The 948-nt window shown below is 77.3% G+C and carries 1 protein-coding gene; it reads left to right on the forward strand.

Going from position 1 to position 948, the window contains the following annotated elements; all coding sequences use genetic code 11:
* Nucleotides 1-444 precede the first annotated feature (444 nt).
* The coding region (locus ACOV8S_RS19610) for an NAD-binding protein (protein ID WP_448319091.1) at nt 445-948 on the forward strand (504 nt) is incomplete at its 3' end.

A 948-nucleotide genomic window follows, 5' to 3' on the forward strand; every position in this document is an offset into this window, starting at 1 on the left:
GGGTGGCGGTACGCGGTTTCCCACAGCGCCCGCCGGTGGGGAGGCCCGGCGGCCGTCCCGGCAACCCGCCCGCCCCGACACTGCCGGGTCCAGGCACTGCGCGCCGCCCCGCAGGGATGCGATCATGCGCGGCACGGGGGTCGTCGGCCCGCGCCGGGACGGGGTGCCGGAGTCGCCGGCGGACAGCCGCCGAACGCCGCGGGTCGTTGGCTGCGGGCTGCGGGCTGCGGGCTGCGGGCTGCGGGCTGCGGGCTGCGGGCTGGGAGCGGCGGGCTGGGAGCGGCGGACTGTGGGCTCCCGGGCCTGACGGGTCGTAGGTCTGCGCGCCATCGGGCTTGCGGGCCTGCTGAACTGACGGCCCGACGGATCGGACGCGAGAGCTCAGGGGGTGGGCGCGTGGTCACGTTGCCGAGGCAGGGCGAACGGTCGCGGACGGAACCGCACATGCTGGTCTGCGGCGACGACGGGCTGGCCCCGCGGCTGGCCGCCGAGCTGCGGGACGTCTACCGGCAGCGGGTGGTCCTGGTGGTGCCGGGGGAGCGGACCGAGGACGCCGGGACGCTCGCCTCCACCGTCTCCCGCGCCGCCGCGCTGCTGGGCCGCTGGGGCCAGGGGCAGGCCCAGCCGGGGCCCGACGACTCCCAGCCGGGCCTCAGCACCCCGGTGCTGGAGCTGCACGCCCCCCGGCCGGGCGCGGACGTGCTCACCGAGGCGGGCGTGGAGCGCGCCGCCGCGATCGCCCTGCTCTACGAGGACGACGAGACCAACCTGCGCGCGGCCCTCGCCGCCCGCCGGCTCAACCCCTCGGTCCGGCTGGTGGTGCGGATGTACAACCGCAAACTCGGCGAGTACATGGAGGAACTCCTCGACCAGGCGGCCCTGATGGCGCGACCGGAGCTGGACCGGGCCACCCTGGAGGCCTCCACCACGGTCCTCTCCGACGCCGAC

It is taken from the genome of Streptomyces sp. CO7 (genome assembly GCF_053474865.1).